Source organism: Bacillus sp. DB-2 (assembly GCF_003315125.1).
Lineage (GTDB): Bacteria > Bacillota > Bacilli > Bacillales > Bacillaceae_G > Bacillus_A > Bacillus_A mycoides.
Map to the genome: position 1 here is coordinate 156,330 of NZ_QNRN01000009.1, position 13,432 is coordinate 169,761.

The 13,432-nt window shown below is 33.6% G+C and carries 12 protein-coding genes and 5 pseudogenes; 5 read left to right on the forward strand and 12 right to left on the reverse strand.

Features of this window, described 5'->3' with window-relative positions; all coding sequences use genetic code 11:
- Positions 1 to 235: 235 nt before the first annotated feature.
- Positions 236 to 1,093, forward strand: coding sequence for a glycine betaine ABC transporter substrate-binding protein (locus DET63_RS16945; protein WP_002187328.1), 858 nt, complete (start codon positions 236 to 238; stop codon positions 1,091 to 1,093).
- Positions 1,094 to 1,193: 100 nt separating this feature from the next.
- Positions 1,194 to 1,889 (forward strand): IS6 family transposase, encoded by a 696-nt coding sequence (locus DET63_RS16950; protein ID WP_113937274.1) that lies wholly within the window; start codon positions 1,194 to 1,196, stop codon positions 1,887 to 1,889.
- 1,401 nt (positions 1,890 to 3,290) lie between these two features.
- Here the strand turns inward: DET63_RS16950 and DET63_RS16955 are convergent.
- Positions 3,291 to 3,521 (reverse strand): hypothetical protein, encoded by a 231-nt coding sequence (locus DET63_RS16955; protein WP_235661810.1) that lies wholly within the window; start codon positions 3,519 to 3,521, stop codon positions 3,291 to 3,293.
- A gap of 135 nt (positions 3,522 to 3,656) precedes the next feature.
- Positions 3,657 to 3,824 (reverse strand): hypothetical protein, encoded by a 168-nt coding sequence (locus tag DET63_RS30285; RefSeq protein WP_158080635.1) that lies wholly within the window; start codon positions 3,822 to 3,824, stop codon positions 3,657 to 3,659.
- 816 nt (positions 3,825 to 4,640) lie between these two features.
- Here DET63_RS30285 and DET63_RS16965 point away from each other — a divergent pair.
- On the forward strand, positions 4,641 to 4,835 hold the full coding sequence (locus tag DET63_RS16965) for a hypothetical protein (protein ID WP_016096711.1): 195 nt from the start codon (positions 4,641 to 4,643) through the stop codon (positions 4,833 to 4,835).
- Positions 4,836 to 4,978: 143 nt separating this feature from the next.
- Here DET63_RS16965 and DET63_RS16970 read toward each other — a convergent pair.
- From DET63_RS16970 to DET63_RS17005, 7 genes and pseudogenes are all read right to left on the reverse strand, one after another.
- Positions 4,979 to 5,200 (reverse strand): annotated as a pseudogene (locus DET63_RS16970) (recombinase family protein); the annotation flags it as partial.
- Positions 5,201 to 5,526: 326 nt separating this feature from the next.
- Complete coding sequence (locus tag DET63_RS16975; RefSeq protein WP_071748230.1) at positions 5,527 to 5,721, reverse strand: hypothetical protein; 195 nt, start codon at positions 5,719 to 5,721, stop codon at positions 5,527 to 5,529.
- 214 nt (positions 5,722 to 5,935) lie between these two features.
- Positions 5,936 to 6,209, reverse strand: a pseudogene (locus DET63_RS16980) (hypothetical protein).
- A 371-nt stretch (positions 6,210 to 6,580) separates the two neighbouring features.
- Positions 6,581 to 6,859 (reverse strand): hypothetical protein, encoded by a 279-nt coding sequence (locus DET63_RS16985; protein ID WP_033729712.1) that lies wholly within the window; start codon positions 6,857 to 6,859, stop codon positions 6,581 to 6,583.
- Positions 6,860 to 7,746: 887 nt separating this feature from the next.
- A complete protein-coding gene (locus DET63_RS16995) occupies positions 7,747 to 8,118 on the reverse strand; it encodes an ArpU family phage packaging/lysis transcriptional regulator (RefSeq protein WP_078179034.1) in 372 nt (123 codons plus the stop codon).
- A gap of 138 nt (positions 8,119 to 8,256) precedes the next feature.
- A pseudogene (locus DET63_RS17000) lies at positions 8,257 to 8,857 on the reverse strand (Holliday junction resolvase RecU).
- 565 nt (positions 8,858 to 9,422) lie between these two features.
- On the reverse strand, positions 9,423 to 9,704 hold the full coding sequence (locus DET63_RS17005; RefSeq protein ID WP_033728670.1) for a hypothetical protein: 282 nt from the start codon (positions 9,702 to 9,704) through the stop codon (positions 9,423 to 9,425).
- 792 nt (positions 9,705 to 10,496) lie between these two features.
- Between DET63_RS17005 and DET63_RS17015 the strand changes: the two genes are divergently transcribed.
- Positions 10,497 to 10,745, forward strand: coding sequence for a hypothetical protein (locus DET63_RS17015; protein WP_033728672.1), 249 nt, complete (start codon positions 10,497 to 10,499; stop codon positions 10,743 to 10,745).
- A gap of 192 nt (positions 10,746 to 10,937) precedes the next feature.
- Positions 10,938 to 11,536 (forward strand): annotated as a pseudogene (locus tag DET63_RS17020) (undecaprenyl-diphosphatase).
- A 438-nt stretch (positions 11,537 to 11,974) separates the two neighbouring features.
- On the opposite strand, the gene DET63_RS17030 reads toward DET63_RS17020, so the two are convergent.
- From DET63_RS17030 to DET63_RS17040, 3 genes and pseudogenes are all read right to left on the reverse strand, one after another.
- A complete protein-coding gene (locus DET63_RS17030; RefSeq protein WP_002204060.1) occupies positions 11,975 to 12,133 on the reverse strand; it encodes a DUF3954 domain-containing protein in 159 nt (52 codons plus the stop codon).
- 74 nt (positions 12,134 to 12,207) lie between these two features.
- Positions 12,208 to 12,570, reverse strand: a complete 363-nt coding sequence (locus tag DET63_RS17035) for a cell division protein SepF (RefSeq protein WP_078179031.1) — start codon at positions 12,568 to 12,570, stop codon at positions 12,208 to 12,210.
- 129 nt (positions 12,571 to 12,699) lie between these two features.
- A pseudogene (locus DET63_RS17040) lies at positions 12,700 to 13,408 on the reverse strand (IS6 family transposase).
- Between the last annotated feature and the right edge of the window lie 24 nt (positions 13,409 to 13,432).

The window sequence follows — 13,432 nt, forward strand, 5'->3', positions numbered from 1 at the left end:
TTTCTTTGACTCTAAACAAATACTGTAACTATTTCTAAACCAAATAGTACATTACAATAGTTCATCAAAGACTTTTTTTTATTTTTTTGTTAAGCTATTAATAGTTAGTTTATATTATTCATAGTTATAATTATAAAATATTTATTTATAATTATAAAGTATTTAGCTTTACTGAAATAATTTTCTACGTTAGTTAAAGAAGAAATATCTAATCATAGAGACTAGGAGGAGCTTGATGAAGAAAAAAATATGGCTTCTGTGCATACTATTATTAATTAGCATAATTACTACTTCTTGTAGTGGCGCGAACAGTAATGCAAAGGGAAAAATTAAAATTGGTGTAACGAGTTGGAAAGAAAACATAGCTACCGCAAATATGTGGAAAGTATTACTTGAGGAAAAAGGTTATAAAGTTGAATTGTTATATTTAGAAAAGGCAGCCGTTTGGACCGGGGTAGCACGAGGAGATGTGGACGCCAACTTAGAGGTCTGGCTACCAATTACTGATAAGCCATTATATGAAAAATATAAGGATGATGTTGTAATAAAGTCAGCGTGGTATAAAGGTACTGGTCTTGGTTTAGTTGTTCCTTCATACATGACAGATATCAATAGTATTGAGGATTTGAATGCGAATAAGGATAAATTTAACAATAAAATCATTGGTATTGAACCTGGCAGCAGTTTAATGGGCTTAACAGATAAAGCGATACACAAATATGGGATAGAGCTAAATCTTGTTCAATCTTCAGAAGCCGCTATGATGAGTGAATTAAAAAAAGCATATAATCAAAAGAAACCCATTGCAGTAACATTATGGAATCCACATTGGGCTTTTTCAGAGTTTGATCTTAAATATTTAAAAGATCCTAAAAAGGTGTATGGAGAAAAAGATGATATTTATTACTCTGTTCGTAAAGGATTTGAAAAAGATTATCCAGAGCTTATAAAGTATTTTGATAACTGGAACATGACCGATGAGCAACTCGGAACGTTGATGACCATGATTAATGAATCGAATGACCCTGAACAGGCCGCTGAAAAATGGATAAAAAAGAATAAAAAATTAGTAGATACATGGATGAAAAAGTAACCATTTATGGGGTACGGCAACCATTCCTTCTTTTTGGAGCCACTCGTAAATACAAAGAAAGAGAAGTGATGTTTTCATATAATCATTTCTCTTTCTTTTTATTATATTCAAGTGGAAACATTATCAACCGGATGTTATTTTATTAACCGTGAGATGGTACCTACGGTACAACCTCAGTTTTCGTGATTTAGTCGAAATGATGGAAGAACGCGGGCTATCCCTGGCTCATACAACTATCATGCGATGGGTTCATCAATATGGTCCCGAATTAGATAAGCGAGTACGACGTCATCTTAAGTCAACCAATGATTCTTGGCGAGTCGATGAGACGTATGTGAAAGTCAAAGGTCAATGGATGTACCTATATCGTGCTGTTGATTCAAAAGGATATACAATTGATTTTCATTTAAGTAAAACAAGAGATCATAGGGCTGCAAAGCGTTTTTTCAAGAAAGCTTTGCAGTCTTTTCATGTTTCAAAGCCCCGTGTGATTACAGTGGACAAAAACCCGGCCTTTCCTATAGCGATTGAAGAGTTGAAGACAGAGAAAAAGATGCCTGTGGGCATCCAAATAAGGCAGGTAAAATACCTTAATAACATTGTAGAGCAAGATCATCGTTTTATTAAAAAGAGAGTTCGTTCAATGCTAGGATTGAACTCTTTTCGTACAGCTAAATCTATTCTTTTAGGAATAGAAGCGATGCATATCATTAAAAAAGGCCAACTTATTTTACGGGACAAGTCTGTCCAAAATGAAGTGAAGTTTATTCATCAACTATTCGGAATGGCTGCATAAGAATAGATTCCATTAGGAATCTATATACCTCTTTCAAATAAATACAACCTTTGCACCAGAACCCACTTTTCTATCACTATCCCCTGCTAATATAATAGAAGATTTATTTAAATGATATTATGATGAAGGGATAGCTATTAAGCTATCCCTCCTCTGCGTTTATTATTGTTACTTAATTAGAGAATCCCATTGATATTAGTGACAAAAATGTGATGTGATTTGCAATGTTTGCACCTCAAAAGGGAACCCGCTAGTACGTAACTGCCCTCTTTTTATTACTGATTTCTTTTAGAATATTTCAAAGGATTCTATTTCTCTCTCATTTGATTATTCTGACATTTTTTGAACTTCTTGTTTTACCTGTTTTTCTTGTATTGATACCTGATTATTATCAGATGTCATTTTATATCCAAAATAAATTACAAAAAACAACAAAATAATTATCCAAATACATATAAACACTTTATAAGAATTTTTCACTTTATATACCTCAATCACTCTATTTAAATCCATCTCGAGATTAATTTTTTAATGCTGTTTATAATTACCAATCTCTTCATTTATTTCGATACACTCAAATGCAAAAGTAGCTGTGCAGCAATTAGACTGAACCTTAAATATGTACTAAATTATGTGGGGAAGGAAGTACATTTTATATAATCTCATTACCTAAAAACCCCTATATAGTTGGTATTCTTCTTCTTTTAAGACAGAAAGGATTTTTAATATAATGTATGAAGTTCTAACTCAGACTTCTTACTACACACACTCTTACGCACATAGAAATAACGCTTTTAGTATATGATTTGTAACGAAAAATAAATAACAAGAAAACAAAATGAAACAAAAGTCACATAAAGTAATATTTTTGTAACATCAATGTAACATATAATTTTTTAACATACAATAGTTTTTTTACAGTATTTTTTATAAGCATATACTCATTGAACATCTGCCTTCCTTACAATATATCCCCAGATACTTTAAATACCGTTGCTATCCCTTCGATGTATTTTTCAGGCTAGATACAGTTTTTTATTTACTACTATTCTTAAAACTACATTGGTTTGAGAGCTTTCTTTTCAACCTCTCATATTTGCAACATTGTCTTCTTCATATGTCACTTATTACATAATTCCTCTAAAAATATGTGTATCCTATGCTCTCTTATAGTATCTATGCACTACAACTCAATAAATAAGCACACCCTCTTCAATAGTAATCTCAAGATTCGTTCCGCTTTCATTTTCGTGCACTCTACTTTCACACAAAGGAGAATTGACAAATAAATAAGTGCTAATATAAGAAATATATATAATGCCATACTTCATCAATATTGTATGCTTGCTTGTTTCTTTCATCTTTCACAACAAATTCTATATGATAATAGGTGCACTTCTTCTATTCATGAAGTTTTTGATGTACCATTATGACTCTGTCAAAACAGTCACTTCTTTTTTTTATTTTTTCTTTCTCAAATAGTTCTGATTTTCCCATTGATTCTTTTACCATAAATGTATAACCGCCATAAGATTGTTTGGATTGTAGAGGTAAATCTTTATTTTCGATGACGGATTGTATATCAAATCGTTTTACACCAAAAAGTATACCTACTTCTGTTTCATCCATCATAGCTAAACAACACAGTGATACTGTCGCTCGTCTCTTTACTTTGGTTGCACAAGTCATCAGTGTATGAGCTAACTGAGCGGGACTAAGTTTTCTTCCAACTTCTGTACTAATAGGAACTGCACCTATAGCTGTAGTTCACTTACTTCCCTTAAACCGAATAAAAGCAAACGACTCTGTAAATGGATCTAGTCCATATTTTCTGCATACAAAATGATAATATTGCCGCTTTTCTTCCTCTGCTAGCTGTGATAAATCACTATTTATTGCCAATCTACCTAATATAATTTGTATTTCCTCAACCACTGTTGGTCTTTCCTTCGTACTAGGTATAAAAGAGCGTTCTAATATATTCGGAAACGTATTGAGTTCTTGCTTTTGTTTCTTATAATAAGTGACAATTTTTCACTTTGAGCTGACCTTACATAAGGCGTGTCTTACTTGAGACAGAGTAACTTTGACTCCTTTGTTTAAAAGATAACTGTACAGCTTTCGATACCCCATTCACCCTTTTAAAAGTTTAAATTGCATGACAATATAAGCCACTGTCTTTTTACGTCTTTTCTTATTTTCAGTAGGCTTACGATGAATAAAATCTATGTATATATAAAATAACCTTATATTTATTATGAGGAGCATTTATGGTTGCTGTTGCAAAGTTAAAAAAGCATACTCAGATTAATAAATGAATAATATTTCAAGTAATTGTTTTGGTGTATTTCATGCTGAAAAGCAGGAGCTTGATTAAAGATTTCTTCTCTGTTTTTATAGGCTCAAGTGCAAGGAACGGAGAAATTTATCGACATGAGGCATTACAATTGGCAAAAGGAAAATTTGTATGTTATCTGAGTGACGATGATTCATGGTTTCCTGATCACTTACAATACATGGAGCAAGCTTTATCCAAAGCAGATTTTGTACATAGCCGCTATATGGCTATTGTGAATAAGTAACAAATGATGGCCATTCAGGGATCATTGGAGGAACTTGAGACTCGCGATCGTATGTTGAAAGAGTCATATAAATTTTAGTCCTACGATTGCTGGACACCGCATAGATACCTACCATCGTCTTCTTGAAGGATGGAGCCCTGGACCAGAGGATGTGTGGAGTGATCTTAATATGTGGCGAAAATTTCTAAAGCTAGATAATATAACTTTTCATTCAATACCAGCTGTAACTGCTCTTATTCTTCCTTCTCCCTTTAGAACTAACATGACATTACAAGAAAGAGAAGCAGAAACGGCATTTTGGGCAAAACAAATTCGTTGCCAATCTTTTCGTTCTACTATTCAAGATACATTTTTTACACTCTAATTCTAGATGGTCCTGCTGCAAAGATGCCTAAAATGTAGAAAGAATTGGATGAAGGGATTATAAATAAAAAGTCGATTTCCTGTACGTTAAGAAATCGATTTTTTAATGAGTATTTTATGTCTTGATTAGAAACGAGCTTAATTAAATAAGTCCTGTGTACTTCTTGTAATACGTGCTAATTCAGTAACTACAATTACATCACCTTCACGCAGATTCTCTAACATGCGTAATAACTCTGGTCCGTCTGTTGTAGCTCCACTAACTTTTTTTTCAAACACATAATCACATCCATAATCACTCAATTGTTTGAGTTACCTTGCTAAGTTCTGATCTTGTGTTGGTACACGAGCATATCCGAGAATCATTCCGTTTCTCCCCTTTTGTCCGTTTAAGTGTCCATAAATTAACTATAGCTTAATAACAGCATTTAATTTCCGTACATGTAAACCGAACAAATAGGTTGTTGGAAAATAAGGGTTCTAAATATGTCTAATTTGTGAACAAACATAATTCAAAATAAGTACACCCATATCGGACGTTTTATCCTCTATTTTCGTTCGCTGTGTTCGTTTGTTTTGTTAGACCTTAAACCGAATCGCAACTATATTCTTCATATTTAGTAAGTAGCAATTTAGAAAACCTATAAATAAAAAAAAGAGTGCTGTAAAGAAGCACACTCATTCAAAGGACTTTACCAATCCTTACGCTTATCACAATCACAGTCACGATCATGATTACGTCTGCGACGACATTCATCACAATCACAGTCGCGGTCACGTCTACAACGACGGTCATCACAATCTCTATGTCTGCGTCTGCAAAACATTAAATCATCCCAAAATCTATTACAATCTCTGCAATGTCTGAAATTACAATTACATCCCATAAATATGATTACCTCCTCTTAACTTTAAGATTCATCATATTCTATGCTTAAAAACAAAAGCAGCTTGTTTACTAGTCTACTTTCTGCATTTTAAAGTAATAATATTATTATCTAATCTTTAAGTTTCAAATCTATTTCATCCCTTAATAACAAATAAGACGCTAAACCAATATAACGGCAGCGCCTACGATAATTGCTATTGGTTTAATCATTACTATGGTAGTAATCCTAATTCACGTTGAATCCCAGATAACGTATGTCCATACGCATAACCTACAATACGAATACCTGGAGCGTATCTATGCTCTAAGTCTTCATTGTAAGTTTTCTTGTAATACTCTAATTTTAAAGTAATATTGTGTTTATCATTAATTATTAACTCATCAACTAGGGAATTCGTCCATTTCGATCTGTACAGCTACATAGTTAGCATCTGCATTTGCAGCCTCATTAAAACACTCTTCTAAACCTTCTAATGTTAATTCCATCGTTCATCCTCCTATTTAAATATCCATTTTGTTCAATAAAAAAAGAACACTATAAAGTGCCCTAAGCTTCTGAGTATTAAATATACGACAATGCCCAGCCCGTTCTAATGGCGCAACATAAAAGAGCTTTATAGCGGAATATATATAGCTCTCGGAAAAGGAATAAGTTGGTTGGCATTGACTCGATATTGTATGTTTGGGAATTCCTTATGTGCAATAAAAAAAGAGCCCTATAAGGTGCTCGTCCGATACGATTATAAAGAATGGATACGTCGTGTTCAGTTATTAGTATATGCTTGTCTCATTCAAAGTTTTACTGGTTTAATGTGTAATTTCTATATAACAAAGAAAAAAGCACCCGTTTTGGATGCTTAATGTATACTAATATAAATATTGAATAGCTCTATTGATAGACTTTCTAGAACAATGAATATACTAGCTGAAGCTGATCTATATCCAATATTCTTTCCTGTAACATTAATAGTAATCTCCGCCAAATGGGTTTGCACATCATCTTTTTCAAAAATTTTATCTTCAACCTTTTCAATTATTGCTACATTATCTACTTCTTTAAAAGTTTTCAGCAATTTTGTTTCTAATAAAGTAAAATCAAAATTTTCATCTTTAACTACATCAAATTTAATCTTCATTTTTCTTTCCCCATTTTTAACCAGTCAATACATTAACATCAGTATAATTATATATACTTTTATTAGATAATTCAAAAGTTATGTTTTATAAAACTCCCCATAGTTCACATATTTAATAGAGAGAAATTAAAAAAAATGGCAAAAGTTCCTCTTCCAAGGTCAAGATAACTGTCAACCTTCTCCAAGCCACCGCAACACTATATAACATCTACATGCTTTACATTTGGTTAGTTCGGTGACTGGGAGAAGACTAAGAATCTTCTCGTTTATACTCCGTGGAGTCGGCTCAATACTTCGGCTACTTAATGTCATTTTCACCAATTTCGTTTACACAACGCTTAAAGGATTAATATCAAGACGTGTATATTTATTCCGACGCCTTGTTTGAACCAATACACTAGAGGGACGGAGGGGAATATACCGCTGTATTGGCTCAAACAAAGAGCGAAAGCTCTCTGCTCGTTTAATCGTTTAAGAAGAACAACCTGACTTATACTAGTTACTGTCGTGAGCAATTACCAATATAATTGAGTTATTTCTTTTTGCTAGGAGACGCGGTCCATTCAATCGAACAGACCAACATCCCCACTTGTAAAACAATCCAGTTTTAACATAGAAATCAAGAATTCACATGACAGGTGTGATTTTACTACCTATGAGTTTACAAACGAAAGGCGGTACGTTTATACACTCAATGAGAAGTAAAATATAAATAATTTCGGGAAGCTCTTATCCCCTCTAGCCTCCGCGTCACCGAGTAACGTTATTATAATGGGAACGCTATCCCCAAAACGTATTCTCTTTTCAAAGAACTGTTTATAGGAATAGCTTATAATTTTCACGGTTTTATTTAGTCCCCCAAAAAGTTCGCATTTTGTTCGCTATTTTTAGATTATCCCTAATGCCGTAGCAATCAATTTAACCGCACTTTGCTTCTTCTCATAGAAATATGTCTTCTTGAGTAGTAGATTATGATAAACATCCGAGTCTTTTACCCTTTCGTTTGTCAGAAACTTCCGCTCTACAATATTACGCTCATCTTCATCTAATAAATTGTTAAGTGCCTTTTCAACCTGCTGCACCTTCCATTTACTCGTGTTCCTTGAATCACGTATTTCCGGAAACAAGCTGATTCCTTCTTGCTCCACTTCATTACTAAATCGCATCTTGAGTGCCCTGTATTCCTTTAAAATGCTCACTACTTCCTTCTGTACTTTCTTATCATCGATATCCGGTAACAAAGATAATTGTCTCTCCAAGTTGGAATCCCCCTATTTCAAATTTAGGTTTTTACATTCACGTCAGGTACGTGAAATTTTACTATCAAATTACTGAATAAGGGAACGATGACTACAATACAGCCCCCACCACACTGTTAGTCATTGTTCCGCTATCCATTAAGCCTTTAGCAATTTACGTTTCTTGTTATTCATCTTCTCTTTTGCTGCTTCAATGTTATTTGCTACCCTTGTATGGTCCTGATCAATTTGAATCATGCCTTCTAACATCGCTGGAATTATTCCTTGTTCATCGATGTATTGCAAGTAATCAACTGGCGCTCGTTCTGTCTGCTCTCGGTATAGACTTCTTGCCCTTTGGTTGTCGCGACATCCTTACATAAGATTGGATGATTGATAGTGGTACAACAAATACCGACTTATCCTTACTAAACTCTATAAGAAAGAAGCATATTGCTCCCATCTTTTCTGCTTTCTCCAGATAATCCAACTGGTGCTGCGCAATGTTCTTTAAATCAAAGCGATTAGCATTTTCTGTAGACTTCGCTTCAAATGCGATAGCTCGTCCCTTATACACGCCGTCATAGTCTACTGTACTTTTAGCTTCATAGAATCCATTTAGTACACGGCCACCTTTACTTTTTAACACCTTCACAGGAGTCGGACGCTTGTTTATAAGCGCCACTCTCCCTCTTTGATACATTTCATTCGCTAGATTGATAATCTTTTCAAATGCCATTCCACGGTTACCTTGTCCCATTTTTATTCCTCGCTTTCTATTCAAAAGATTATTTTGTTCAGATTCTGAAAGAATGTTAATATTCTTCATAAAGGAGGTCTACTGATGAAAAATTCATGGAAGAAAGTTTCTTTTATTGCTTTCATAGTAATTGTCCTTTTAATAATTTTATATTTTGGCGGTATGTCACTTTTTTGGAACCAGCCTTGAATAAAACCCAATATTCCGTCAATACTGTAGATGACATTAGATTTTCTCCTTGTTCCCCCTTGGAGAACCGAACAGTTAGCTTTTGCTAGCTGCTCTTTGTTTGTAAAAAGCACTCAATTAACTGGGCATACATATAATATTCTGTGTTCCTCTCTCTATACATTGAAATAGTCTTTACAAATGGATAATCTCGTCACAAGAGCACTTTATTAAGTTCTCTTTTTGGGTTTTAAACTAATGAAAAAATGAAATTTTTACCATAAAGGTAATTGTTAAATATTTTACGCTTATACAGTATAATAGGATAGTTATTGTGTATTGGCATTAAGGGGAGCGTCCTGATTAAGCGCTTCTCTTTTTTTATAAACCAGCATTTTTATTGTAATCTTCCTCTGTATATCTTCTTGATCTGCGCTTCAGTGAATCCCTCGTACACAGCAAACACTTCAGGAAACTCACTTAAACACAAATCGATGATAGTATTATCTGTCGTGCGTATATAAAAGTACTTAACCAATCCGATGTAATCATGGTGTAGGTAATAACTCTTAATCTCGTAGTGATAGTTATTAGCTTCCAAGACTTCGTACAATTTGTTTTTCGTTTCATCCATATCGAACATGGATAACTGCCCTTCGATCTCCACTTGTTCTAACATTTCCCCATTCCCCTTTCGGTTAAAGCAGCGTTTTTGTTCAAAATGATGCCCTATCCATTTGGACACATTTACCAGTGTTTTTACCAAAAAATTCATGATATGGTTAATTAGTCGAGTACGTCATTACTTGACGATTACCCTTAGAGGCCCCGCAGACAATCGGGGTTTCTTTTATTTAAATAACAATTTTGTTCACTTTTATAGCTTACTATTCCTCATAGTTGTGTTTTTCTTCTAGGACTTTTATAAAGTTAAAGTGTCCATCGAGATAACAATCATTGATATAACCCCCAAAATATATTTCATTAACTTCGCTTAAAGTAAAATTTTCATTTTTTCATTCAACCAAGTTCATAACATATTCTTTTCCTCCGATAAAATAATGATTAGGTGCCCCACGCGCATTTTATCCACTGGAAATAACACCTTTTACGTACTTAACTATTAGAAACTTCATTTCTGCTACTTCTGCAATAGCAATTTTGTTCACTTTTTTGATACATTTATGAAACATTCACATGTTATCTTCAATACGTTCGATCCTTTTTATAAAACCGTGTGAGATATACCAAAACAAGAATCCCTAGAGCCCTAACTCTAGGGACTCTTGTTTTTAAATAAGGATTTTGTTAAATATACAATTGAACCTTTTTACACTCTCCATATTACTAGCCCACGAAATATTCAGAAACCTTATGAAATTGTAATAATAATGTAAGGTTTCTCAATATGAACCAATGTATTTATGTAGTAAACTATTTATCGGCAATACATATAAAAGGAGAAACATTTATGACTTTTGAAGACAATCGTAAATTAGGCATTCAACAAGGGTGTATAGTAATAACAGATCAATCGCAATATCTTGTTGTTAAAAAGAATGAAAATTATTCTTTATTAAGCATCGCAACTGCGGAATGCATAAACTTTGAAGTTTCACTTGAACATCTTGAAGAAATGGTCCAAGTAGATTTAAAAGAAAAAATTCGAGATATCATTCCACCAGAGAATATTAAAATCGTAGCTCAAAACAGAATATAAAATGTATTTTCTAAGAGCACTTTCTTTAGTGCTCTTTTTTCGTGAATAGTTTCAAATAACTATTTTATTAAAAATCTTTAATGAGCTAATCCTTACAGTTTTGTAAGACTACTGTCACTGAAATCAATTTTTTCACTACAAACTATTTACCATAATTTTCCTTATACACAAACAATAAGGAGCGATTTAAAAATGTTTTTTTCTCAATTAAATATTGATGCTTTTCGAGCTATCAATAATTTAGGGAAGCAATATTCATCCCTAAACTCCACTATGGTATTTTTAGCGGAATATATGGTGTATTTTTTAGGTTTAATTATTATTGCTTATTGGTTTACTCAATCTAAAAAAACAAAATGATGATTATTCAAGCAATAGTTGCTTTCGTAACTGCTGAAATAATTGGAAAATTAGCAGGGAATTTGCATTTGAATTATCAACCATTTGCAGTATTACCTAATGTTAATAAACTTGTCGATCATGCAGTAGATAATTCATTTCCTAGCGACCATACGATTCTATTTTTTTCAATTTGTTTTTCATTCTGGCTTGTTCGTAAAAAGGCTAGATGGTTATGGCTTGTACTTGCATTCTGCGTAGCTATTTCTCGTATTTGGGTAGGAGTTCATTATCCTTTTGATGTCATAACAGGAGCTTTAATAGGAATTATTTCAGCACTATCTTCATATTGGTTAACACCGAAAATTACATTCATCAAACAATTACTTAATCTTTACGAAAAAATAGAACAAAATGTAATACCCTCCAAAAACAAGTCGAAAAACTTTTGATTAATCTCACAAAGCTAAAAAGATTACATATATTACCAAGTATTTTTCAATATTGTCTTGATCGAAGAACGCTCCCTTGGGCGCTCTTTAATTTTAAAATAACGCTTTGATTAAAATCTATGAATCCATTTCTTAGGTGAAAAACTTTTATAGAAACACCTTTTTTGGACAAATTTACCGGGTGAATTAGCGGAAATTTCGTGTTATTCTGAACTTGTTGAATAACCCAATACATTCAACAATGCTCTTGATTGCATACTTAGTATGCAATCATCCATCCAGATACCTTAGCTAATACCTCCCCCTAATCGTTGTTATAGCTAAGGTATCTTTTTAGATGCCCTGTGTGCAGGGCTTTTTCATTTCAGTGATGATGCTCTTTATCCCATCTAATTATCGATGCTTTCAGTCCAATTTCTTAATAAAATTCAAATTTGATTAAAGTAACTGTGTTTTTCGTTCTTCCATACGGATTACTTTTCCACTTTGAGGTGGTTGTATTAGTTGGACCTGACCATTTTTAACAACATATATTCCGTTTATTTTCAAATCTATTTCAGCTGTCATTTCTACAAGATTTTCTTTTCTAATTCCCACCAAGATCACTCCCATATGTTATAATTAATTTGTCGAATAATTATGTCGAGAGCAATCTCGGCTTTTTTGTTTGTCTACAAATATCGCACAACATTTTCTGGAACAAATGATTGTTCAAGTGATAAATGAAGCCGTATTGGAATAGGCTTTTTTTCATCCCGTGCTCGCTTACACATTTCCTCTGCTTCTTCCCAATCAAATTGTTTACCCTCCACTCGCTTATAACGCCAAATTCCAATTGTGTAATCTTCAAATAACTCATAACGCTCATCAGGCGCTGTCGTTGGTTTTAATTCATCAATCGCTTTGGCTTGACGTGGTATTTGTACAACAACGTCGGCAAAACGTAGTTTAGAATTTAATCGATGATCATGAGCCTTCTTAAAATCAAATGACACAACTGGTTCAACATCAAAGATTGTTAACTGCTTTGGCATTGCTTTTCCCCTCCAATACGTGCAAGCTTGCAATTAAGATTCCTTCAAGCTGCGTTAACGTTAGCGGTTCTGGTGCAAATACTTAGGAAAGATATAAAGAGGCGAAAAGTTTCCTAGTGGAATCTAGTCTTAAGCAACAATTCCAAATAGTTGATGGATGAACTCCACTTGATTTTGGACAGACTTGTCCAGTAAAATAAGTTGCCCTTTTTTTACCATATGCATAGCTTCTATTCAAGAAATAATGGCTGTAGCTGTGCGAAAGGATTTCAATCCTATCATCGAACGAACTCGCTTTTTAATAAATCGATGATCTTGTTCCACTATATTATTGAGATATTTTACATGCCTTAGTTGGATGCCTAATGGCATCTTTTTTTCTTTTCTCAATTCTTCAACTGTTATAGGATAAGCTGGATTCTTATCAACTGTCACGACACGAGGCTCAGAAATATGAAAAGACTGCAAAGCTTTCTTGAAGAATCGCTTTGCAGTCTTGTGGTTTCTTGCTTTGCTTAGGTAAAAATCGATGGTATTTCCTTTCGAATCGACAGCACGATACAGGTAACATCCATTGACTTTTTAATTTGATATATGTTTCATCAACTCTCCAAGAGTCATTGGTTTGCTTGAGATGACGACGGATTCTTTTGTCTAATTCAGGACCATACTGATGAACCCAACGCATAATCGTTGTATGAGCAACGGATAAGCCCCGTTCCTCCATCATTTCCACCAAATCGCGAAATCTCAAGTTGTACCGTAGGTACCATCTTACTGTTTGCAAAATAATATCATGATGATAATGCTTCCACTTGAATAAATTTCGCTTTTCCATAATGATCACGCACCTTTTTAGAGT

What these genes read in the sequence shown, in the direction of transcription:
- DET63_RS17035 (WP_078179031.1), bottom strand. Translation starts at nt 12,570, where the DNA reads ATGCCAAAGCAGTTAACAATCTTTGATGTTGAACCAGTTGTGTCATTT.
- DET63_RS17005 (WP_033728670.1), bottom strand. Translation starts at nt 9,704, where the DNA reads ATGTTAGAACAAGTGGAGATCGAAGGGCAGTTATCCATGTTCGATATG.
- DET63_RS16945 (WP_002187328.1), top strand. Translation starts at nt 236, where the DNA reads ATGAAGAAAAAAATATGGCTTCTGTGCATACTATTATTAATTAGCATA.
- DET63_RS17015 (WP_033728672.1), top strand. Translation starts at nt 10,497, where the DNA reads ATGACTTTTGAAGACAATCGTAAATTAGGCATTCAACAAGGGTGTATA.
- DET63_RS16985 (WP_033729712.1), bottom strand. Translation starts at nt 6,859, where the DNA reads ATGAAGATTAAATTTGATGTAGTTAAAGATGAAAATTTTGATTTTACT.
- DET63_RS16955 (WP_235661810.1), bottom strand. Translation starts at nt 3,521, where the DNA reads ATGATGGATGAAACAGAAGTAGGTATACTTTTTGGTGTAAAACGATTT.
- DET63_RS16975 (WP_071748230.1), bottom strand. Translation starts at nt 5,721, where the DNA reads ATGGGATGTAATTGTAATTTCAGACATTGCAGAGATTGTAATAGATTT.
- DET63_RS16965 (WP_016096711.1), top strand. Translation starts at nt 4,641, where the DNA reads ATGTGGCGAAAATTTCTAAAGCTAGATAATATAACTTTTCATTCAATA.